The organism is Ruegeria sp. CDSB117, assembly GCF_059611005.1.
In genome coordinates this window covers 26822-46456 of the sequence record NZ_JBXWOS010000018.1, presented here as the reverse complement: position 1 = coordinate 46456, position 19635 = coordinate 26822, and the positions used below count along the sequence as shown (strand labels likewise).

Below are 19635 nucleotides of genomic sequence, written 5' to 3'. Positions count from 1 at the left end.
GTCAAATGGCAAGCGGCAAATGCATCGCGCCAAGTATTTTCGCTGGTTGCCAATTTCAGGGTTTTCAGATGCTTCGGGCAGCGCTATACGGCGGCTTATGATCAAAAACGCACATATCCTGCGACTCCGACGCCGACGCTTCGCCGCGTAACCGGCCTCTTTGATCTATTTGCGCTGTTCAAATCGGCGCAATTTCCACCAAATCAGTTGACGAACACAGCCCGAGTGTATCACTCACAAGGCTCAAACTACCTGAAAAGGATGATCCCATGATCCCGTCCGTTCTGCCGACCTATAACCGCGCGCCCCTGACTTTCGTGAAGGGTGAAGGCGCCTGGCTGACCGAGGCAGATGGCCGACGTTTTCTGGACCTGGGCGCTGGGATCGCCGTGAATGCGCTGGGCCATGCCCATCCTGCGCTGGTCAATGCCCTGACCGAGCAGGCGCACGCGCTGTGGCATGTTTCAAACCTCTACCACATCCCGCAGCAGCAGGCGCTGGCCGACAAACTGGTCGAGCACACCTTTGCTGATACTGTTTTCTTCACAAATTCGGGCACAGAATCTTGCGAACTGGCCGTGAAAATGGCCCGCAAGTACTTCTATGACAAGGATCAGCCTGAACGGATCGAGATCATCACCTTTGACGGCTCGTTCCACGGCCGGTCGTCGGCTGGTATTGCCGCTGCCGGGTCTGAGAAGATGACCAAGGGCTTCGGCCCACTGCTGCCCGGCTTTGTTCATGTCACATTTGGCGATCTCGATGGCGTCACTAACGCCATCACCGACAAAACAGCCGCAATCATGATCGAACCCGTGCAAGGCGAGGGTGGCATTCGCCCTGTTCCTGACGCAGAACTCAAAGCGCTGCGCCAGATCTGCGACGACAATGGCCTGCTTTTGATCCTTGATGAGGTCCAATGCGGCGTTGGCCGTACCGGCAAGCTGTTCGCCCATGAATGGGCTGGGATTACCCCGGATATCATGATGGTCGCCAAAGGCATCGGCGGGGGTTTCCCGCTGGGTGCTGTTCTTGCCACGGAAGACGCCGCCAGCGGTATGACGGCAGGCACGCATGGCTCTACCTATGGCGGCAACCCGCTGGGCTGTGCCGTGGGCTGCGCCGTTATTGATCAGGTGGCAACGCCTGCATTCCTAGAGGGCGTCAACCGCAAGGCCGGGTTGCTGCGCCAGAAGCTCGAAGGGCTAATCGCCGAGCACCCGGAAGTCTTTGAAGAAGTGCGCGGAACAGGACTGATGCTAGGCCTGAAGTGCAAAGCGCCCAATATCGACATGGTCAACGCAGGCTATGACAATGAAGTCATTACGGTTCCCGCCGCTGATAACGTGATCCGCCTGCTTCCGCCTCTGACATTGACAGAAGACGATATCGCACAAGCCGTGATCCGCCTCGACAAAGCCGCTGCGCAGGTCGAAGAGTCAATGGCCTCGGCCTAAGACACACCCGAATGAAAAGTGAACTGAAATGAACCATTTCCTCGATATCCATAAAACCGACGCGGGCGATCTGCGGACCATGATTGATCAGGCGGGCGCTATGAAACAGGCGCGCCTGGGCCGCCCAAAGGCAGCACTTGATGACGAACAGCCTCTGAAAGACCGTATGGTTGCGCTGATCTTCGAAAAACCGTCTACCAGAACGCGCGTGTCCTTTGACGTGGGTGTGCGCCAGATGGGGGGGCAGACCATGGTGCTGTCGGGCAAGGACATGCAACTGGGCCACGGCGAAACCATTGCCGACACCGCCCGCGTCCTGTCGCGCTATGTCGACATGATCATGATCCGGACCTTCGATGAGACCATTCTGACCGAGATGTCGGAATACTCGGACGTGCCAGTCATCAACGGCCTGACTGACCGCACCCATCCCTGCCAGATCATGGCGGATGTGCTGACGTTTGAAGAACACCGCGGTCCGATTGCGGGCAAGAAAGTAGTCTGGACCGGTGACGGCAACAATGTTTGCGCGTCGTTCCTGCATGCCGCGGGGCAGTTCGGGTTTGATTTCACCTTCACCGGCCCGGCCCAGCTTGATCCTGAAGAAGAGTTCATGGGGCTTGCCCGTCAAAAGGGCTCGAAAATCTTGGTCGAACGAGATCCGTATAAAGCGGTTGAGGGGGCCGATCTGGTGGTCGCTGATACCTGGGTATCAATGCACGATTCCCAGTCCGCCAAGGAACGCCGCCACAACATGCTGCGCCCTTATCAGGTCAACGCCGAACTGATGTCACACGCCAAACCCGACGCGCTGTTCATGCACTGCTTGCCTGCCCACCGCGAAGAAGAGGCGACATCTGAGGTGATGGACGGCCCCAACTCGGTCATCTTCGATGAGGCCGAAAACCGCCTGCACGCGCAAAAGGCTGTGATGCGCTGGTGTCTCGGGGTCTGAACGGAGTCTAAAATGCCTCATGTCACCCTGGAGTTTTCTAAAGGTATAGAGCAGGTCCATGATGTTCAGGCAATTTGCGATCAGCTATTTGCCTTACTGGCTGAACATCGTGAATTCGACGCTGAAACGATAAAAATCCGCGCGACACCGGTAGAATACTACCGTATCGGCACTGATCCCCAGAGCTTTGTCCACGCCACGCTTCTGCTGATGCAGGGTCGTGACGAGGCGACGCGCTCTGGGCTTAACGCCGACATTCTCAAGGTTTTGTCGGCGGCCTTGCCCGAGGTTGGCAGTATCACAGTGCAAGACGTTCAGATGAACCGCGCTTCCTACGCGAAACGGCTCGCCGGACCATAGCCAGTGTTGGGTTGGCACAGGCCCTGTGTTGTTCAGGTGGGTCGCCTGATATGCCAAATCCGCAATTTGGCGAGCGTCGCGACGCTCGCCAACACGACCAGACTGCACAATACCCACTTGGTCATGACCTCCATGGTACCTTCAATCATCAGGGCATGTACGACGCTGCCAATAATGGTGATGATCGCAAGGCTCGCATGACCCAACCTCCAGACGCGAAACCTTAAGCCAAGGCGCTTGCGAAAAAGACCCAGAAACGCGGCTCCGAACGCGGCCCACATCGCAATCACACCCCAAGCCGAAAACGGTGTCGGTGAAACAAATAACAGAGCGTCAATAACGTCGGGCGGGCTGGTGACCCACAAACCACCGACATGGATCAGAATGGCTGCAACTAATGCCAGCCCACACCACCTATGCCAATGGCGGCTGGCAACCGGGGTCAGTCCCGGCAACAAACGGCCCGCAAGTAGCGGCTGCAACAACAGCAGACACATTGAAATAACACCGGCAAACCCGGCGGCGACGTAGACCGGTTCGCGCCATGCCAGCAGAGGGCTGGCTGCGGCCGCGATAAGCGGTGCGGCCATGGCAAGGATCAAGAGTGTCCAGATTACCAGGCTTCGACGCACTGCGATCAGGCGGGCTGCAGCACGAAATGCACGGCCAAGGTTTTGTCCTTGGAGCTGCCCATGATTGGGCGCAGGAAAACCGTTTCGAATTCACCACTGTCATAAGCTAGATGGCCGTGTGGCTGGCCAAAGGCGGGTACGATCTGCGGCATCTCCAGTCGGAACTCACCATTGGCATCGGTCAGAGTTGCGCCGTGGCTCTGCGGATCGCGTTCGTGGCCTTCTGTCGTATGCGCCCAGATCTGGATGCGCTGACCGGGCAGGGGGGCACCGTCACCGGCGCGTCGCACCGTGCCAGTCATCCAGAACCCGCCGCCGCCGATCCGATCAACGATGGGTGCACCAGGGCGATAATTGTTGGACCCTCCGCGCATGGATGCGGTGGGGGCCACGCCACTTGCGCGCGCTGGCACCAAAAAGCCTGTCGCACCCGTTGCCAGAACAGCCCCAGACGCCAAAACCAAAGAACGACGAGAGAACGTAAGACCAGGCATGCAAACCTCTCTTTTCAAGCGTTTTACCTCACCACGACAATGCCGGGCGTGTTTTGAGTGGGAAGATAGCACGATTTTTTCAGTTTCCGAGGGGTCGCGCGGCGGAGGTGACAAATTGTGAATTCCTTTGACCGTGCCCCCGCGCAGGTGCCATCCTGAAATCCGTCAGTTCGGGGAGTCCTGCACTATGATTGTCGAAGACGTTGTCTCAGACGAAGAAATCAAGGCGTTCAAGCGCGACGGTGCGGTTGTGCTGCGCTCCAGGTTCTCAGAGGATTGGCTGGCACTTTTGCGAGACGGCATCGACGCGGATTTGGCCTGCCCAACCGATAATTTCACCCGCCATACCAAGGACCCTCGCGCACCTGCCTATTTCGAGGACTACTGGGCTTGGAATAAAATCCTGCAATTCACGCAATTCGTTCACAACTCACCTTGTGCTCCGCTTGCCGCACAGTTGCTGGGTGCACCATCGATCAATCTTGTCATGGACAACTGGTTCCTGCGCGAGGCTGGATCAACTTCGCGTCCACCGTTTCATCAGGACCTGTCCTATTTCGACTTTGAAGGAACGATGTGCGTCCTGTGGTTGCCGCTTGAGCCGGTTACCAAAGAAAACGGTATCGCCTTCGTCAAAGGCTCGCATCTGTGGGACAAGTTGTTCATGCGGGTCAGGTTCGCCGACGGGCATCCCAGCTACGAACCCACCGAGGTTGCAGGGTTGACCTATCACCCGCCGCCTGACGTCAATGCCGATCCGGGTGCATTCGATCTTTTGCAATGGGATATGAATCTGGGCGACTGCATCTTCTTCGACATGCGCACCTTGCACGGTGGGCTGTCATCAGTCACCCCAACGGAAACGGTACACAGGTTTACGCTGCGGATGACCGCTCCGGATGGCAGGATCCGGTATCGGGGGGATTGGGCCAAGGATGAACGGGCGCAGTTCGAAGCCGAAGGATATCGCGAAGGTGATCGAATTGATGGGACGTTTTTCCCGCAGCTTTGGCCACGCGGGCTGGGTCTTGTCTGAATTAAGGACCGGGCTCGCACCAGTTCTGTGCATTCCTGCAAATTGAATGGCTGGTTTGTCAATCCTACTCTGTATCAGTGAACTGAACGGACCGATCACAGGAGAGCAGTCATGAGTTGGAACCCCACCCAACACCCTGAGGATTCGCCTCTGGAAACGCTGATTATTCCCCGCGCACGCGATCTGGGCGGGTTCGAAGTGCGGCGTGCGCTGCCTTCGATCAAACGGCAACTGGTCGGCCCGTTCATCTTTTTCGATCAGATGGGACCCGCCGAGTTCATCACCGATGGTGGCATCGACGTGCGGCCGCACCCTCATATTGGCTTGGGTACGGTGACCTATCTGTATCAGGGTGAGTTCGAACATCGCGACAGTTTGGGCACCCATCAGATGATCTATCCCGGTGAGGTCAATTGGATGGTGGCCGGTCGCGGTGTAACTCATTCGGAACGCACCAGCGAAGAAACACGCGGCAAGCGGCACAGCCTGTTTGGCATCCAGACCTGGATTGCGCTGCCCAAGGCGCATGAAGATATGTCCCCCGATTTTGAACACCACAAACAGGGTGCATTACCGCATATCGAAGATAACGGTGTCAGTGCCCGGTTGATCCTTGGTTCGGCATATGGCGAAACCAGCCCGGTTACGATGCTGTCGGACACCTTCTATCTGGACGTGCAGCTTGAACCCGGTGCCGCCTTTCCACTGCCCGACGATCATGAAGATCGTGGCGTCTACGTCACTCAGGGTTCGGTCGAGGTTGCTGGTGACATGTTCGAGGAAGGTCGCATGATGGTGTTCCGCCCGGGCGACCACCTGTCGGTTAAGGCCGGTCCACTTGGCGCGCGATTGATGTTGTTGGGCGGTGCGACGTTAACCGAAGAACGGTACATTTGGTGGAACTTCGTGTCGTCGTCGAAGGAAAAGATTGAAAACGCGACGCGCGAATGGAAAGCCGCCGATTGGGCCAATGGTGCCTTCCATCTACCGCCCGGCGACGATCAGGAGTTTATTCCGATCTCAGAAGACTTGGAGCGCACTAAGCCAAGACGGGCGCGTTGACCAAGCGTCAGGGGGCCTTGTCCGAACCCGCGATACCGGCAATCCTCGTCTCAATGGGAGGGGCGCAATGAAGATCGTTATCGCAGGTGCCGGAAGCATTGGATGCTATTGCGGGGCTTTCCTGACTGATGCCGGACACTCGGTAACCCTGTTGGGCCGTCCTCGCATTCTGAACCCGATCCGCGAGAATGGCCTGACCGTTACCGATTTTTCCGGCCTGCATCTTTATGTGGCGGCCGAAAATCTAACGACGTCGGAAAACCCTGATTGCCTGATAGATGCTGAGTTGGTGATCGTTACTGTCAAAACGGCGGCCACGGCGGGTATGGCAGGTCAGATTGCGCAATTCGCGCCAACGTCTGCGCCGGTTCTGTCGTGGCAGAACGGAATGGAAAACGCCCGCGTTCTGCAGGCAGTATTGCCGGATCATGAGGTTCGCGCAGGAATGGTGCCCTTCAATGTTGTGCCGCCCGAACCTGCTACTTTCCACCGCGCGACGTCCGGCGAAATCGTGATCCAATCCGGCCCGGGTGACTTGGGGCAGGCACTCAGTTCAACCAATCTGCCAGTGATCGAAAGTGACGAGATCGAAGCCGTGCAATGGGGCAAGCTGGTCATCAATCTGAACAATGCGCTGAATGCGTTGTCGGGGCTGACATTGAAGGATCAACTGCTGGACCGCAAATGGCGCTGTTTGATGGCCGATCAGATGTCCGAGGCTTTGGGCGTGCTAAAGGCCGCTGGTCATCCTGTCACGTCGACGACCCCGTTGCCTGCTTGGGTTACACCACATATCCTACGTCTTCCAACGCCATTGTTTTCCCGGATCGCCGCGCGGATGCTGACCATCGACCCCAGCGCGCGAACGTCGATGGCCTATGATCTCATGGCGGGGCGCGTTACGGAAATCGGCAGCCTGCAAGGCGAGATTGTCCGACTGGGTGCGCAACATGGGCGGCGTACGCCGACCTGCGCAAGGGTTCAGGAATTGATTGAACAGAAGCTGGACGAGAGCTTGTCACCCGATCAGATTATCCAGTGATCCGACCGCGTTCAGGTGAACGCAGTCAGGATCCAGAAGATCACCGCCGACATTGTCGCCGCCGCCGGGACCGTGATTACCCATGCGGCCACAATGGTCATGAAATGCGACCGCCGAACCAGTTTGCGCCGCCGCTGCTCTTCGCGAGCAATGCGCTGCTCGGGCGGACGGCGATCATTGCTTTTCTTGCGCCGGCGATCCTGATTCCATTCCCGGTAAAACCCAACGCCGAACACAGCACCAACCGCAATGTGGGTCGAGCTGACCGGCAGCCCAAGCCAGCTTGCGACAATCACTGTGATGGCTGCCGACAAGGCGACGCAGAATGCGCGCATCGGGTTCAGCTTAGTGATCTGACTGCCCACCATCCGGATCAGTTTGGGGCCAAACAGGAACAGACCAAACGAAATGCCAAAGGCTCCGATCACCATCACCCATGTCGGGATCGTGACTTTTGAGGCAAAATCGCCGAACTCGGCGGCGTGCACGATTGCGGCCAGCGGGCCAACCGCATTGGCAACGTCATTGGCGCCATGGGCGAAGCTCAGGAACCCGGCCGAGATCACCAGGGGCAATCCAAACAGTGTTTTCAACGACTTGGTGCGGTTCTCAAGCCCTTCGGACTTGCGCCGAACCCAGGGCACAGTCACGGCCCAGGCAAGAAAGCCTGACGTCAGACCAATCAAAAGCGCAATTTCCAGATCGATTTTCACGATCCGCTTCAAGCCTTTCACCGACAGATAGGTGGCAAATGCACCGGCCATCACGGCCACAAGAATGGGTACCCAGCGGCGGGCCGCGGCGATCTTGTCGTCTTGATATTGAATTTTGGCCTTGATCAGCGCCAGAAACCCGGCAGCAATCGCGCCGCCCAGAACCGGAGATATCACCCAGCTGGCAGCAATCGCACTCATTGTGCCCCAGCTAACCGCGCTGAGACCTGCTGCAGCAATGCCAGCGCCCATCACACCGCCCACGACCGAGTGTGTGGTGGAAACGGGCGCGCCAACCCATGTGGCCAGATTGACCCACAGCGCTGATGAGATCAGCGCCGCCATCATTGCCCATATAAAGACATTACTGTTCTGGACCGAAGCTGGGTCGATAATGCCCTTGGAGATGGTCGAGACGACGTCGCCGCCCGCCAGCAGAGCCCCCGCGCTTTCCGCGACGGCCGCGATGGCGATTGCCCCGCCCATGGTCAGTGCGTTCGCGCCAACCGCAGGGCCCATATTGTTCGCAACGTCGTTGGCACCGATGTTGATTGCCATATAGGCCCCAAAACCGGCGGCCGCGATGACGATCAGCCCGCCATCGGCCCGACCGAACAGAATTGCCGCGATAAGCCCCGCCATGACAATGAATGCCAGCGCTATACCTGGTGCAAGAAGCGGTCGTGCTACGTGCACGTTTGCATTCTCAAGGCGCGAAATTCGGTGCAGATCGCTGTCCAGAGCCTGCCAGCGGTTTTTTTCGTTCGTGTTCGACATCGGTTTTCTGTGGGTGATACGGTTTAACCGGCGCGGTTAACGGTTGCCCGGTCACGTTGCAACCGGCCTCACAGAAGTTTGTTGCGAAAGCGTTACATTTGACGCAGCATTTCGCGCAGTTCCGGCTCTTGCACCAGCTCTGCGGCCTCATGCGGCGAAAACCAGCACCGTTCACGCTCGCTGACTTCGGGGAATTCCTCGGCCAGATCTTTGACATCTATGCGATACACATTGGTGCGTACGGGCTGGGCTGTGCCGTCATCCAGGATCTTGTCATAGGTGAAATGTCCGACGGCCTTGCGGCCAAGGTGTTTCACTTTCACCCCGGCTTCTTCCCATGCTTCTTCTTTGGCAGTCTCGGCCCCGTCCATGCCGTCAATCGGCCATCCCTTTGGGATGACCCAGCGACCCGTACCGCGGCTGGTGATCAACAGGACTTGCTTGTCGTCGCCGGTCCCGCGTACGCACAAGGCTGCAAACTGAACCCTGTGAGGGCGCTGGAAGAAGGGTTTGCCTACTTCTTCCCAGATATTGTTGAGCCAAGATGCCATCGATTAAGTGCCAGTACTTTTCTTAGGTTCAAGGAAAAGTGACATAACAACTATAATCCGGGGCTTCAATGCATCTATTGAACGAACGCATTTTCTGAAGCGAACGCACGTCAGGTCCGCCGCTTGGCCCGCAAGGTTGGATCGGCCTGGGTCGGATCCTCGGGCCAGGGGTGTTTTGGATATTGCGCCCGCATGTCCTTGCGCACATCCGCGTAAGATCCGGCCCAAAATCCCGGCAGATCGCGCGTAATCTGGATTGGTCGCCGCGCAGGGGACAGCAGAGTGATCTTGAGCGCCTCGCCCCCGATAAGCGGATGCCGGGTGACACCGAACAGTTCCTGCAAGCGGACCGAAATCTCGGGCACCGCCCCGCCGTAATCAATCGGCACCTTTCGACCCAGTGGTGTTTCAAACGATCCCGGCGCGCGACGGTCCAGCTCCTGCGTCTGGGACCAGTCCAGCCGGGCACGCAGGGCGGGCAGCAGGTCGAACTTTTTCCAGTCGTCTGCACTGCGCTGACCTGACAGCATGGGTAGCAGCCAGTCGTCCAGAGCGGCCATCAGCCCGCCCAATGAAAAGTCCGGCAGGTCGATCCCTTCGGCGCGTACTAGTTCCACCCGTGCCGCCAATCGTGCCGCGGCCCCGTCCAGCCGCAATCCCAGATCACGCACTCCGTCCAGCATGGCGCGGGCGATGGCCTCGTCCGGCGCGTCCTTCCAGATACGGTCATCCAGAGTGATCGCGCCAAGGCGTTCCTGCGTGCGCGCAATGACCCGGCGTTCACGTTTCGACCACGCGCAGCTGTCGACCCATTCGATCTGATCCGCGAACAGGTCCCGGATTTCACGCTCTGAGATTTGTGCGGCCATGCGCACCTTGGCCTCGCGCGGGTTTCCGTCCGTATCTGTCACAACAAGATACGGCGCGGCCGCCAATGTGTCACCGCTGTCCAGCACGACGCCCTTGCCGCCGGACAGAACGTAACGCGGCACATCGCCTTTACGGCGTTGCCCAATTCGATCGGGATAAGCCAAGGCGGCCATCGCGGCTGGGCTTAGGTCTGTCTTGCTGCTTCGTGTTTTTAGCCGCTTGCTCTCGGCTTTGATCCGTTCCAAAGCGCCCATGTTGATCTGCCACACCCGGTTGCGTTGAAAGGCGCGGGTATCGCGCAATGCCTCGAGTCGCAGCAGCAGATCTACCGGGGCACCTTTCAGTGGATCGCGTTCTGCCATCAGTGCAGCCAACGAAGCGGCACTCGCCCCGGCAGTCACCAGCATATGCCCCAGCCGAGGATGCAGGGGCAGCGCAGCCAAGGCCCGTCCGTGGTCGGTGATCCGCCCTTTTGCATCCAACGCACCCAGCATGTTCAGTAATGTGCGGGCCTCGGCCATCGTTCCTTCGGGTGGTGGTGTCAAAAAGGCCAGGTCATCCGGTTCGGCCCCCCAAAGCGCCAGTTCCAGCGCAAGGCTCGTAAGGTCGGCGGCTTCGATTTCGGCAGGGGGGTAGGCAGCCAGCGCACCTTCTTCCCCTTTGGACCACAGCCGGTAACACACGCCCTCGGCCACGCGCCCTGCACGACCTGCGCGTTGGGTTGCTTCGGCCCGCGTCACCCGTTCCGTGACCAGCCGCGACATGCCAGAGCCCGGATCGAACCGCGCCCGGCGCGCTTGACCCATATCCACAACCACGCGGATGTCGGGAATGGTCAGCGAGGTCTCGGCGATTGACGTGGCAAGCACGACCTTGCGCCCTGTCTCGGCTGGCGAGATCGCTGCGCGCTGGGCGGCAAAGGGCATTGCTCCGAACAGAGGTCTAACAGCGCAATCGCCAGGCAACCGTTTAGTTAGTGCGGCTTCGGCCCTGCGGATTTCGCCCTCGCCGGGCAGAAATACGAGCATACCGCCCTCAGTTTCATGCTCGGCCTGGACGACCAGATCAATCAGGGCGTCCAGTCGTCGCGCCTGTGCACCCAGCGGCCGGTCCTGCCAACGTGTTTCAACCGGGTAACTGCGCCCTTCGGACGTCACCACCGGCGCGTTCATCAGTTGGCCGACCGGTTCGGCGTCGAGTGTGGCGGACATCGCCAGCAGGATCAGGTCGTCGCGTAGTGCGCCCGTAACCTCAAGGCACAGGGCAAGTCCCAGATCCGCGTTCAAAGATCGTTCGTGAAACTCGTCAAAAATCACCGCGCCGACGCCGGGCAGATCCGGTTCAGATTGCAGCATTCGGGTCAGAATGCCTTCGGTCACCACTTCGATGCGGGTTGTTTTTGAGGTTTTCGCATCGCCCCGCACGCGGTAACCGACGGTTTCGCCTGCACGTTGTCCCAGTGTTTCAGCCATCCGCTCTGCCGCGGCACGCGCAGCAAGCCTTCGGGGTTCGAGCATTATGATCTTGCCGTCGCACAAGCCGGCCTCGAGCATCGCAAGAGGCACCCGCGTTGTCTTGCCTGCGCCCGGAGGGGCTTGCAAAACGGCCCGGCCATTGGCCTTCAGGGCGTCAAGCAATTCGGGGATGGCGTCATCGATGGGCAGGCGTGTTGTCATTGGCGCTTTATCCGCCAACCAAGGCGCAACGTCCAGTTCTGCTGTTTCCCAATGACGATGATCGCGCCGCTGTAGCATAGAACCAGCGGCGGTCCGGTCAAAGAGGATCAACAGCAACACATAGATGCGAAATGCAGGTATCGGGCAGGTTTCCTTCGCGGTCCGGTCTGGACAAATCACCTGTCGGGGCGGCAAGTAGTCGTGCCGCAAAAGATCGGGGTCGGAATGGATATGGACAGCCTAGGTGATAAGATTTTGGACGGGGACCGGCGTGCGCTGGCCCGGGCAATCACTCTGGTCGAAAGTGGCCGTGCCGATCATCGGGCGCAGGCGTCTGAATTGCTGGCGCATTTGGCCAAAGCCGGGCGGCAATCCCTGCGCGTTGGGTTGTCCGGTACTCCGGGGGTGGGAAAATCCACCTTTATCGAAAGCTTTGGCATGAAGCTGATCGAGCAGGGCCTCCGCGTTGCGGTCCTGGCCGTCGACCCCAGCTCGACCCGTTCAGGTGGATCTATTCTGGGTGACAAAACCCGGATGGAGCGGTTGAGTCGCGAGAAGAACGCCTTTATCCGCCCATCCCCCAGCCAATCCCATTTGGGCGGCGTGGCTCGCCGTACACGTGAGGCGATTGCCCTGTGCGAGGCGGCGGGATTCGACGTGGTGCTGATTGAAACTGTAGGGGTCGGGCAGTCCGAGACCGTCGTCTCTGAAATGTCCGATCTGTTTCTGCTGCTGCTCGCTCCTGCGGGCGGTGATGAGTTGCAGGGGGTCAAGCGCGGCATCATGGAAATGGCCGATATGATCCTTGTGAACAAGGCGGATGGGGATCTGAAAGCCACGGCCACCCGAACCTGTGCGGACTACGCGGGGGCTTTGCGCCTGCTGCGAAAACGCCCGCAGGACCCAGAAGGTTTCCCCAAAGCGATGACCGTTTCCGCGGTCGAGGAACATGGGCTTGACCAAGCCTGGGACGAAATGACCACCCTGTCAGGCTGGCGGCGTGAAAACGGCCATTGGGATGGCAATCGCGCGGCGCAAGCGCGGTTCTGGTTCGATCAGGAGGTGCGTTACGCGCTGCTATCGCGGTTGGATACGCCGACCGCCCGCGCAGAAATGGATCGCCTTGGGGCCGCCGTTGGCGCAGGCAATCTCAGCCCGACGGCGGCTGCGGATCGAATGCTTAGTATCCTGGCAATACACTAGACGCCTGTTGGTGTCAGTGGTGGAGGGTGCGCCAAAATCATGTATTATGGGCAAGGATACAATTCCTGATTGTGCTATTTCGAGGGGAAGGCGATAGTCTCGTTGTTGCGCAAGTCAACAAATGAACGCGTCGGAGATAGCCGTACATGCCCAATATACGTGGGACAAATGGTGACGACGATATCGAAGTCACCGGCGACGAAGGTACGCTGAACGGCACGCCCCAGGGCACGCCCATTGATGATATTCGCGCCCGTGGCGGTGACGATGAGATCACGATTGTAAGCAGTACTATTTCCGGGAGTGTACGCGGCAACGCCGGAAACGATGAAATCACCGTGTTCAACGCCCAGATCGATGGGCAGATCAATGCGGGTCGCGATGCGGATACCGTCACGGTTTTTGACGTAGGCGTCGGCAATATCCGTTTGGGGCAGGGCAATGACACCCTGAACTTTATCCGAACCCAAGTCACCGGGGATGTTCAGGGCGGCGGCGGGCAGGACGCGCTGAACCTTCCGGTGGGCACAGTTGTAACCGACGCAAATTTCGGAACGTTCACCGTTGTTGTCGGGCAATCCTATTCGCTTTCCAGCGGCAGCTTCGAATTGCCCTCGGGGATCGTGGTCAACTATAGCGGGTTTGAATCCGGCACAGGGTTTTTGTGCTTTACCCGCGATACAGTAATTCAGGCACAACGTGGTCCGGTCCTTATTCAGGATCTCCGACAGGGGGATATGATCCCAACGCGGGGCAACGGGATGCAACCGATCCGCTGGATCGGGCGCCGTAAATTTGACTCTGTGGCATTGGCGGGCGATCCGAAACGTCGCCCCGTCCGCATATTGGCAGGCGCGCTGGGCAATGGGTTGCCCAAACGAGACCTGCTGGTGTCACGGCAGCACAGAATGCTGGTGCAGTCGAAAATCGCTGAACGGATGTTTGGAGAACCCGAAGTTCTGATTCCAGCGATAAAACTGACCACCCTGCCAGGCATATTCGTCGATGATACGGTGGACAGTGTCGAATATTACCACCTGCTTTTTGACCGGCACGAGGTTATCTTTGCCGAAAGTGCCCCAAGCGAAAGCCTGTTTACCGGGCCTGAGGCCCTCAAGGCCCTTAGCCTTGAAGCTCGGCGTGAGATATTCGATATCTTTCCGGAATTGGCGGATATGAACCACAATCCCAATCCGGCCCGGTATATCCCCAAAGGTCCCCAACAGGCGCGCCTCGTGGCGCGGCATCTGAAGAATGAAAAACCACTGCTGTAGGATGCGACGCCTAGGGGACGCCCCTCGGGTGTTTAAATCCCAAAAAAGCAGCCATGTTGAACCCGCCATGAACACGTGACTGAATGAAATTACCCGATCAGGCAGGCAACTCCGGTCAAAAAAGGGCAGTTGAAGAATGCAGCAATGTCGGATTTTTGATGGAAATCGACTGCGTGCCACGCTTTTCAATCCAGGTCAGTCTCGCTTGTATGACATCTTTCGCCACCGCGTTTCTGACCTGGGGCGGTTTTGGGAGCCCTGGCCAGGGGCAACTTTCATAAAAGCGGGGTATGCGCATTGCATCGTGCAGCACGGCTGAAAAGCCCCCGCTACTGGGCGCGTCTGGCGGCCGCAGCGGCAAAAACAGGTCGTCCTGAATTGGAAAATCACGCCCTGAAACGGCTGGGAGAATTAAATGAAAACTTGGTGCTGTGAATCCTTGGCATATGGCTTGACCCCGTCTGTGATTCCCACTACATGCATCCAACCAGTTTTCGGGCGCGACTTCGGGTTGTGCCCCTTGTGATTTGGCCGAGGGTGTAATGCCTGGCCTCCAGAAACAAAGGAAGAAACCATGTCGCGCCGTTGCGAACTGACCGGAAAAGGCCCGATGACTGGCAACAATGTCAGTCATGCCAAAAACAGAACTCGTCGTCGTTTTCTGCCAAACCTGAACGATGTTACGTTGCAGTCGGAAACGCTGGGACGTGGCGTCAAGCTGCGCATCTCGGCGGCTGCCCTGCGTTCGGTGGACCACCGCGGTGGTCTGGACGCGTTCCTGGCGAAAGCCAAGGACGATGAGCTGTCCAACAACGCATTGAAAGTGAAAAAGGAAATCGCCAAGGCGCAAGCTTCGGCCTAAGACCTTTTTCCTGCAAGAATTCAGGCCCTGTACCTTATGGTGCAGGGCTTTTTCATTTTGCGCAGAGTGCTGTTCTCAATTTGGAATTAAATTTTCGCATTGGGTGAAATTGTTCACATACCGTTTGCTCTACCCGTATTATGTTTAGGCATATTCATCTGGCGGAGTTCAACCTCATGTCGTTCAAATCATTACCTTCTTTCTCCCTCCTGGCCGGCTTTTTCGGCAAAACGTTTGGGGCATGTCTGCGGATGCAGCGTCGGGTGAATCGGCTGCATACAAGCCTGACAAAAGGGTCCGTCAAGCGTCCGGAACTGGACCGCTGACATTGTCCTCCCGGCCCTGGGCTTCAGGCGTGTCTGATTGCGCTTGAAGCCCGTTTTGTCTCTGGCCTATATCGGGGACAGGATGAAACCCGTTCTGAACAAAGTTCTGCCGTTTGTGCTGTCGCTGCTGGTCGTTTTGACCGGGCAGGGCGTTGCTGCATCGCGCGGTGTGGACCGGGCGGTGGGGCATATGGTGCTGTGTACCGGATCTGGTCCGGTCGTGGTCTATATGGATGCCGAAGGGCAGCCGACAAAGGCCCCGCACTTCTGTCCGGATTATGCGTTGAACCTGTTGGGCGCGGTGAGCATTGACGAACCGTCCTTGCCGGTTGCGCCGGACACCGATCGACCCATGCCATCGCGTATGGCGGGAAATCTGATCGCTCTGCCTATACCGTCACAGCCAGCCCGGGCACCGCCTGCAAGTGTTTGATTCATTAAAATTCTTATCAAACACAAAGCTACAGGAGAGGCGCTATGTCCCTCACATCCAAACTGCTGACTACCCTTGCCGCCGCAACTATTGCTACCGCCGCTTTCGCGCAGGACACCATCACCGTCGATGACGCTTATGCCCGATCATCGGGTAAAACAGCCAAAGCCGGCGCAGCCTTCATGATGATCCAGAACACCGGCGCGACCGATGATCGTTTGATCGGCGTGGAATCCGACGCTGCTGCTCGAGTCGAGCTGCACACCCATATTGTCGACGAAAACGGCGTTGCCAAGATGACCCATGTCGAAGAAGGCTTTGTCATACCCGCCGGTGAAATGCACATGCTGAAGCGTGGTGGCGATCACGTGATGTTCATGGGCCTGACAGCCCCGTTTGAACAGGATGCAATGGTTCCCGTTACGTTGATCTTCGAGACAGCAGGCGAGGTCGAGATCAAGATTCCGGTGGATTTGGTGCGTAAGGACACCGGCGGTCACGGTTCGCATTCGAACTAGGGCTACGCCTGAACTCGGGCCGCGCTGCGGCCGTCATCCATGCGTCAGGCCGGGATATTCCCGGCCTTTTGTCGTTGTGGAAAAGGTTCAGCGGTTGACCACCCGCATCGCCACGCGGTCATGGGCGCGCTTGAAGCGCATGGCCAGCCAGAGCATTACTGCGGCAAAGGCCAGCGCCGAGAAAGCAATCGCCCAGCCCAGCGCCACCATGCCACTGCCCGGCCAAAACAACAAAACAAGGCCGATCAACAGCGCGACAATGCCGGAGTTGCGCATGGTGGATGCATCAGGATGTGCATCGGGCAATTGCCGCCACGCCATCAGCGAGCCTATCCCGACAATCAAAGCCCAGGCGCCGAGCAAGAAGAACGCGAGGCGCGCGACGCCTTCCGGCCAGATCAGCAGGATCAGTCCGATCAGAAGCGCCCCGATGCCGAAACCGCCAATCAGGCCACGTCGACCAAACCCCAGCAGCGTCAGGCCACCATCGAGGACCAGCAGCAGGCCCACCAGACGGATCAGCAAAGAGATGCTGCCCGTCGGCCAGAATAGCGCTGCGATCCCAAGCGCCCCAGCCAGGATTCCGCGCAGCAAGAATGTCCACCACAGGTCCGTTAGCTGATCACCAAGGGCGCCACGCGTGTCGAGGCTGTCATCATCAAGGATTTCACCTTGTTGGTTTTTTGGGTCTGTCATGGGGACCTCTCGGGTTGTTAGGGCACTAGTATAGCAAGGAAATTCGCCGCTTGTCTGCGGGTATCGCCCTACTGCGAGTTCAGGATCTGATCAACCCAGCGCGGAACGGCTTCTGTTGCGGGGCCTAGTATGACTTCGTCGAAACTGGATGCGCCGGTCGACGGCTCGAGGTTCAGTTCGACAGTTCTTGCTCCGGACATCATGGCCTCGTGCACGAAGGCCGCGGCGGGATAGACCTGACCCGAAGTGCCAATGGCGGCGAAGATACTTGCGCCTGCCAGATGATCATAGATGGCGTCCATGTGATAAGGCATCTCACCAAACCACACCACATCCGGACGCGCAGTGGGGGCTACGCAGGCAGGGCAGGGCTCGCCCACGGCCATCTCGGGCGGCGCCGTCCAGCGGTGGCCGCAGGCCGCGCAAAGCGCGCCCGCCAGCGTTCCATGCATGTGGATCACGTTTTGCGCGCCACCGGCCTCGTGCAGGCTGTCGACGTTTTGTGTGACGATCACAACCTCGCCGGGCCAGTCCTGCTGTAGTCGGGCAAGTGCATCGTGGGCCGCGTTAGGTTGCGCCTCGGCGGCCTGTACGCGGCGGGCATTGTAAAACCCGTGCACCAGCGCGGGATCACGCGCGAACCCTTCGGGCGTGGCAACGTCTTCGATCCGGTGTTGGGCCCACAAACCGCCCTCGTCGCGGAACGTGCCCAACCCGCTTTCGGCGGAAATCCCGGCCCCTGTCAGAATGACGATCTTTTCCATCTTGGCCCTTCGCGTTACACCGTGGTTCATGACCCACCGTATCTTGTTCGTCTGTCTGGGCAATATCTGCCGTTCTCCCGCCGCCGAGGGCGCCTTTCGCGCCCGTGCGCCGCATCACGCTACCGATAGTGCCGGGACTTCTGGCTGGCACATTGGTGACCCACCTTATGGGCCGATGCAAATGGCAGCTCTGTCGCGTGGCATAAAACTGGATGATTTGCGGGCGCGCCAATTTGTGCCCGCGGATTTCGACAGGTTCGATTTGATTATCGGGATGGATGCCGACAACCTCGCGGATATTGAGGCATTGAGGCCAGCTGGGAACGAAACCCCAGTGCGTTTGCTGACGGATTTTGCGCCTCATATCGGCACAGACCACGTCCCGGACCCATACTATACACGTGACTTCGATGGAGCATTGGATCTAATCGAGGCGGCGGTCGAAGGTCTCGACACGCATCTACGCGGCTAGTTCATCAACTTTAGGCGGTTGTTCAGCCATGGCAATTGCGCAAGGGCCGGGTCAACAATCTGGCTGCCCATTAGGCGGCGCATCATGCCTGCGACTTCTTGCGGAACCTGACCTGACCAGTCGGTGCGGGTGAACAAGGAAATCGTCCGCGACACATCTCCGATCGGGGCAGGGTGCGCCTCAAGCCCGTCATGGAATCGCGCCGCCCGCATATAGCCCAGCGGCGTCGTGATCGCCCAGCCGAGGCCGCGCGCGACCATTGCCATCAACGCCAGATGAGAACCGATTTCGAACCGTTCTTCAAATTCCAGCTGCTGGCGCGCCAGATGGGCCTCAATCTGGCGGCTGATCAACTGCTCGCGGGCATAGCGTAGGAAGGGCAGATCCTGCATGGCGTTTTCGGCCCCTTTGGGCGTCACCAGAATGAAGGGATCGCGCACCAGCGGGTACTCGACCACGCCTTCCAGCACCTCGCCGCTATGGGCTGACACCACAAGCTGAAGGCGCTGCGCCTCAAGTTCTTCGAACAGGTCAAGACTGGGCAGTGTGATCAGTTTGAACTTTGACCGCGTCAGACTTTCGGCCAACAGAGTGGCCAGTCGCGGGGTCAGGTCATTGTCGAAATCGTCAATCAGGCCGACAGACAGGGTTGCAAGGTGCCCCAGGTCCATCACAGTCAGCTCGCTTTGGGCCATCTGCAGTTCGGCCAGAACAGCCTGCGCGCGGGCCAGAAAGCTGCGCCCAGCCTGGGTCAGGCGCATCGGGCGCCGTGCGTGATCCACCAAATCGGTGCCCACTGCCTTTTCCAGATTGCGTAACTGCTGGGACACTGACGGCTGGCTAAGCCCTGTGATCTCGGCGGCTTGCGCTACTGATCCGGTCCGCGCCAACGCCTCGAACACTTCGAGGCCGCGCAGGGTCAGCCCTTTCATAACCATCAGATATCCCTTTCGCTGCGCCTTTCTGGGGCGCAGTTCAGGTCAGGTCAAGGATTGATCAGCCTAGTTGCAGATCGCCTGCGCCATCTGACCGAAGTTCCGATACCGGTCCCACAGCGCATCGTCGCGCTGGGTCTTCGACATCTTGAGCTCTTGCGCCTGATGCGGGTCGCGGAACCACTTGGCAACGGTCTTCTGATCGCTGCGGGTCAACGCCTGGTTGGCCACTCGTTGAATGCAACTGCACCGATCCCGCGTCGCCGCCGACCGGTCAGATGCCAGACACGCCCGTTTGATCTGCGCCGCCTCTGCGACCGGAGCCACCGCCGTCAGCGACGTGGCACAGAATGCGATTAAGAGGAATTTTTTCATGCTCATGCCTCGTTTTTGCCTGCCCGGACGGGTCTGATGCCCCTCTCGGTCTGCGGCGGAGTATGAATCAAAGTGGAGTCTGGATCAATTGGGTGGTTCGAAAAAGTGAATACACGAGACGGCAACGATACCTTACCCCCCCAATACCTGTA

The 19635-nt window shown here is 58.6% G+C and carries 21 protein-coding genes; 12 read left to right on the top strand and 9 right to left on the bottom strand.

The features are described from left to right. Positions 1-269 precede the first annotated feature (269 nt). From AC2FJC_RS17980 to AC2FJC_RS17970, 3 genes are read left to right on the top strand one after another with little or no spacing between them, the layout of a single operon-like run. A complete protein-coding gene (locus tag AC2FJC_RS17980; RefSeq protein ID WP_496740527.1) occupies positions 270-1457 on the top strand; it encodes an aspartate aminotransferase family protein in 1188 nt (395 codons plus the stop codon). A gap of 28 nt (positions 1458-1485) precedes the next feature. Continuing rightward, positions 1486-2412: an ornithine carbamoyltransferase gene (gene argF / locus AC2FJC_RS17975; protein WP_496740525.1), complete on the top strand. Its 927-nt coding sequence runs from the start codon at positions 1486-1488 to the stop codon at positions 2410-2412. Between the two features lie 12 nt (positions 2413-2424). Further along, a complete protein-coding gene (locus AC2FJC_RS17970) occupies positions 2425-2772 on the top strand; it encodes a 5-carboxymethyl-2-hydroxymuconate Delta-isomerase (RefSeq protein WP_496740523.1) in 348 nt (115 codons plus the stop codon). A 32-nt stretch (positions 2773-2804) separates the two neighbouring features. Here the strand turns inward: AC2FJC_RS17970 and AC2FJC_RS17965 are convergent, their stop codons facing one another. Both AC2FJC_RS17965 and AC2FJC_RS17960 read right to left on the bottom strand, forming a co-directional pair. Beyond that, complete coding sequence (locus AC2FJC_RS17965) at positions 2805-3362, bottom strand: ferric reductase-like transmembrane domain-containing protein (RefSeq protein WP_496740522.1); 558 nt, start codon at positions 3360-3362, stop codon at positions 2805-2807. A 47-nt stretch (positions 3363-3409) separates the two neighbouring features. Then, a complete protein-coding gene (locus AC2FJC_RS17960) occupies positions 3410-3898 on the bottom strand; it encodes a twin-arginine translocation pathway signal (RefSeq protein WP_496740521.1) in 489 nt (162 codons plus the stop codon). 187 nt (positions 3899-4085) lie between these two features. On the opposite strand from AC2FJC_RS17960, the gene AC2FJC_RS17955 reads away from it, so the two are divergent. The 3 genes from AC2FJC_RS17955 to AC2FJC_RS17945 all read left to right on the top strand — a co-directional run bounded on the left by AC2FJC_RS17955 (position 4086) and on the right by AC2FJC_RS17945 (position 7038). Beyond that, positions 4086-4934: a phytanoyl-CoA dioxygenase family protein gene (locus tag AC2FJC_RS17955; protein ID WP_496740520.1), complete on the top strand. Its 849-nt coding sequence runs from the start codon at positions 4086-4088 to the stop codon at positions 4932-4934. Between the two features lie 111 nt (positions 4935-5045). Then, positions 5046-5996: a pirin family protein gene (locus AC2FJC_RS17950; protein ID WP_496740519.1), complete on the top strand. Its 951-nt coding sequence runs from the start codon at positions 5046-5048 to the stop codon at positions 5994-5996. A gap of 67 nt (positions 5997-6063) precedes the next feature. Beyond that, entirely contained in the window at positions 6064-7038 is a 975-nt protein-coding gene (locus AC2FJC_RS17945; protein WP_496740518.1) for a 2-dehydropantoate 2-reductase, read from the top strand. Between the two features lie 11 nt (positions 7039-7049). On the opposite strand, the gene AC2FJC_RS17940 is transcribed toward AC2FJC_RS17945, so the two are convergent. The 3 genes from AC2FJC_RS17940 to hrpB form a co-directional block, all read right to left on the bottom strand. Next, a complete protein-coding gene (locus AC2FJC_RS17940) occupies positions 7050-8528 on the bottom strand; it encodes an inorganic phosphate transporter (protein ID WP_496740517.1) in 1479 nt (492 codons plus the stop codon). Between the two features lie 92 nt (positions 8529-8620). Next, on the bottom strand, positions 8621-9079 hold the full coding sequence (locus AC2FJC_RS17935; RefSeq protein ID WP_496740516.1) for an NUDIX hydrolase: 459 nt from the start codon (positions 9077-9079) through the stop codon (positions 8621-8623). A gap of 110 nt (positions 9080-9189) precedes the next feature. Then, the gene (hrpB, locus tag AC2FJC_RS17930) at positions 9190-11625 is read right to left on the bottom strand and encodes an ATP-dependent helicase HrpB (RefSeq protein ID WP_496740515.1); all 2436 of its coding nucleotides are present in this window, start codon (positions 11623-11625) and stop codon (positions 9190-9192) included. A 225-nt stretch (positions 11626-11850) separates the two neighbouring features. Between hrpB and meaB the strand changes: the two genes are divergently transcribed. The 5 genes from meaB (at position 11851) to AC2FJC_RS17905 (ending at position 16241) form a co-directional block, all read left to right on the top strand. After that, positions 11851-12828, top strand: a complete 978-nt coding sequence (meaB, locus tag AC2FJC_RS17925) for a methylmalonyl Co-A mutase-associated GTPase MeaB (RefSeq protein ID WP_496740514.1) — start codon at positions 11851-11853, stop codon at positions 12826-12828. Between the two features lie 146 nt (positions 12829-12974). Next, positions 12975-14102, top strand: coding sequence for a Hint domain-containing protein (locus AC2FJC_RS17920; protein WP_496740513.1), 1128 nt, complete (start codon positions 12975-12977; stop codon positions 14100-14102). A gap of 574 nt (positions 14103-14676) precedes the next feature. After that, positions 14677-14964, top strand: coding sequence for a 50S ribosomal protein L28 (gene rpmB, locus AC2FJC_RS17915; protein ID WP_058272217.1), 288 nt, complete (start codon positions 14677-14679; stop codon positions 14962-14964). Between the two features lie 363 nt (positions 14965-15327). After that, positions 15328-15723, top strand: a complete 396-nt coding sequence (locus tag AC2FJC_RS17910) for a hypothetical protein (RefSeq protein ID WP_496740512.1) — start codon at positions 15328-15330, stop codon at positions 15721-15723. Positions 15724-15767: 44 nt separating this feature from the next. After that, the gene (locus AC2FJC_RS17905) at positions 15768-16241 is read left to right on the top strand and encodes a copper chaperone PCu(A)C (RefSeq protein WP_496740511.1); all 474 of its coding nucleotides are present in this window, start codon (positions 15768-15770) and stop codon (positions 16239-16241) included. An 87-nt stretch (positions 16242-16328) separates the two neighbouring features. On the opposite strand, the gene AC2FJC_RS17900 is transcribed toward AC2FJC_RS17905, so the two are convergent. Together AC2FJC_RS17900 and AC2FJC_RS17895 are read right to left on the bottom strand one after the other, a co-directional pair. Next, positions 16329-16937 (bottom strand): HdeD family acid-resistance protein, encoded by a 609-nt coding sequence (locus tag AC2FJC_RS17900; protein ID WP_496740510.1) that lies wholly within the window; start codon positions 16935-16937, stop codon positions 16329-16331. A 68-nt stretch (positions 16938-17005) separates the two neighbouring features. Beyond that, positions 17006-17701, bottom strand: coding sequence for an NAD-dependent deacylase (locus tag AC2FJC_RS17895; RefSeq protein ID WP_496740509.1), 696 nt, complete (start codon positions 17699-17701; stop codon positions 17006-17008). 28 nt (positions 17702-17729) lie between these two features. Between AC2FJC_RS17895 and AC2FJC_RS17890 the strand changes: the two genes are divergently transcribed. Beyond that, complete coding sequence (locus tag AC2FJC_RS17890) at positions 17730-18173, top strand: low molecular weight protein-tyrosine-phosphatase (RefSeq protein ID WP_496726154.1); 444 nt, start codon at positions 17730-17732, stop codon at positions 18171-18173. Here AC2FJC_RS17890 and AC2FJC_RS17885 read toward each other — a convergent pair. Then, entirely contained in the window at positions 18170-19111 is a 942-nt protein-coding gene (locus AC2FJC_RS17885) for a LysR family transcriptional regulator (protein ID WP_282119981.1), read from the bottom strand. The genes AC2FJC_RS17890 and AC2FJC_RS17885 overlap by 4 nt on opposite strands. 63 nt (positions 19112-19174) lie before the next feature. Further along, on the bottom strand, positions 19175-19483 hold the full coding sequence (locus AC2FJC_RS17880) for a hypothetical protein (RefSeq protein WP_496740508.1): 309 nt from the start codon (positions 19481-19483) through the stop codon (positions 19175-19177). Positions 19484-19635 lie beyond the last annotated feature (152 nt).

Excerpts from the sequence above, each read along its gene's own strand:
- AC2FJC_RS17980 (WP_496740527.1), top strand. The coding sequence starts at position 270 with ATGATCCCGTCCGTTCTGCCGACCTATAACCGCGCGCCCCTGACTTTC.
- argF (WP_496740525.1), top strand. The coding sequence starts at position 1,486 with ATGAACCATTTCCTCGATATCCATAAAACCGACGCGGGCGATCTGCGG.
- AC2FJC_RS17970 (WP_496740523.1), top strand. The coding sequence starts at position 2,425 with ATGCCTCATGTCACCCTGGAGTTTTCTAAAGGTATAGAGCAGGTCCAT.
- AC2FJC_RS17965 (WP_496740522.1), bottom strand. The coding sequence starts at position 3,362 with ATGGCCGCACCGCTTATCGCGGCCGCAGCCAGCCCTCTGCTGGCATGG.
- AC2FJC_RS17960 (WP_496740521.1), bottom strand. The coding sequence starts at position 3,898 with ATGCCTGGTCTTACGTTCTCTCGTCGTTCTTTGGTTTTGGCGTCTGGG.
- AC2FJC_RS17955 (WP_496740520.1), top strand. The coding sequence starts at position 4,086 with ATGATTGTCGAAGACGTTGTCTCAGACGAAGAAATCAAGGCGTTCAAG.
- AC2FJC_RS17950 (WP_496740519.1), top strand. The coding sequence starts at position 5,046 with ATGAGTTGGAACCCCACCCAACACCCTGAGGATTCGCCTCTGGAAACG.
- AC2FJC_RS17945 (WP_496740518.1), top strand. The coding sequence starts at position 6,064 with ATGAAGATCGTTATCGCAGGTGCCGGAAGCATTGGATGCTATTGCGGG.
- AC2FJC_RS17940 (WP_496740517.1), bottom strand. The coding sequence starts at position 8,528 with ATGTCGAACACGAACGAAAAAAACCGCTGGCAGGCTCTGGACAGCGAT.
- AC2FJC_RS17935 (WP_496740516.1), bottom strand. The coding sequence starts at position 9,079 with ATGGCATCTTGGCTCAACAATATCTGGGAAGAAGTAGGCAAACCCTTC.
- hrpB (WP_496740515.1), bottom strand. The coding sequence starts at position 11,625 with ATGACAACACGCCTGCCCATCGATGACGCCATCCCCGAATTGCTTGAC.
- meaB (WP_496740514.1), top strand. The coding sequence starts at position 11,851 with ATGGATATGGACAGCCTAGGTGATAAGATTTTGGACGGGGACCGGCGT.
- AC2FJC_RS17920 (WP_496740513.1), top strand. The coding sequence starts at position 12,975 with ATGCCCAATATACGTGGGACAAATGGTGACGACGATATCGAAGTCACC.
- rpmB (WP_058272217.1), top strand. The coding sequence starts at position 14,677 with ATGTCGCGCCGTTGCGAACTGACCGGAAAAGGCCCGATGACTGGCAAC.
- AC2FJC_RS17905 (WP_496740511.1), top strand. The coding sequence starts at position 15,768 with ATGTCCCTCACATCCAAACTGCTGACTACCCTTGCCGCCGCAACTATT.
- AC2FJC_RS17900 (WP_496740510.1), bottom strand. The coding sequence starts at position 16,937 with ATGACAGACCCAAAAAACCAACAAGGTGAAATCCTTGATGATGACAGC.
- AC2FJC_RS17895 (WP_496740509.1), bottom strand. The coding sequence starts at position 17,701 with ATGGAAAAGATCGTCATTCTGACAGGGGCCGGGATTTCCGCCGAAAGC.
- AC2FJC_RS17890 (WP_496726154.1), top strand. The coding sequence starts at position 17,730 with ATGACCCACCGTATCTTGTTCGTCTGTCTGGGCAATATCTGCCGTTCT.
- AC2FJC_RS17885 (WP_282119981.1), bottom strand. The coding sequence starts at position 19,111 with ATGGTTATGAAAGGGCTGACCCTGCGCGGCCTCGAAGTGTTCGAGGCG.
- AC2FJC_RS17880 (WP_496740508.1), bottom strand. The coding sequence starts at position 19,483 with ATGAAAAAATTCCTCTTAATCGCATTCTGTGCCACGTCGCTGACGGCG.